General features: G+C 44.6%; 1 protein-coding gene. It reads left to right on the top strand.

The annotated features are described in order from the left end of the window. A partial coding sequence (locus GMA8713_RS26120) for a TatD family hydrolase (protein WP_062715574.1) occupies positions 1-662 on the top strand: 662 nt, incomplete at both ends.

Below are 662 nucleotides of genomic sequence, written 5' to 3'. Positions count from 1 at the left end.
GCTGATGTAGTAGAAAAAGCTCGTCAAGCCAATGTTAAGCAATTGCTTTCTGTTGGCGTAACGCTGGATTCTTTTGAACCAATGTTAGAGCTTATTCAGCCCTTTGATAATGTTCATGCTTCTTGTGGTGTTCATCCACTTGACGTTGAAAGTCATTTTGAATTGAGCCGCTTCCATCAATACGCGAGTCATCCTAAAGTGGTGGCTATTGGCGAAACGGGGCTAGATTATCACTATCAACCGGAAACGGCTGAGCTGCAGAAGTTACGGTTTTCACAGCACATTGAAACCGCGGTTGCCCTCAACAAACCTTTGATCATTCATACACGAAATGCCCGGGCCGATACGCTTGAAATGCTCCGTGATGGTGGGGCAGAAAAGTGCGGTGGGGTTATCCATTGTTTTACTGAAGAACTTACCTTTGCACAAGCCGCTATAGAGCTTGGTTTTTATATATCCATTTCAGGTATTGTTACGTTTAGACAAGCGACAGAATTAAAAGAAGTTGTGAAGGCGCTGCCCTTGGAACGCTTGCTGATCGAAACTGATTCCCCTTATCTTGCCCCCGTTCCACACCGAGGTCAGAAAAATCAGCCTGCCTACGTTGTTAAGGTTGCGGCTTACATTGCACAGCTAAAAAGTGTATCACTAAAAGAAATTGA

Origin of the sequence: Grimontia marina, from assembly GCF_900060185.1 — a bacterium.
In the GTDB taxonomy this organism is placed as follows: domain Bacteria; phylum Pseudomonadota; class Gammaproteobacteria; order Enterobacterales; family Vibrionaceae; genus Enterovibrio; species Enterovibrio marinus.
Note: the sequence above shows the minus strand (reverse complement) of the source record. Positions and strands in the feature narration are given on the sequence as shown.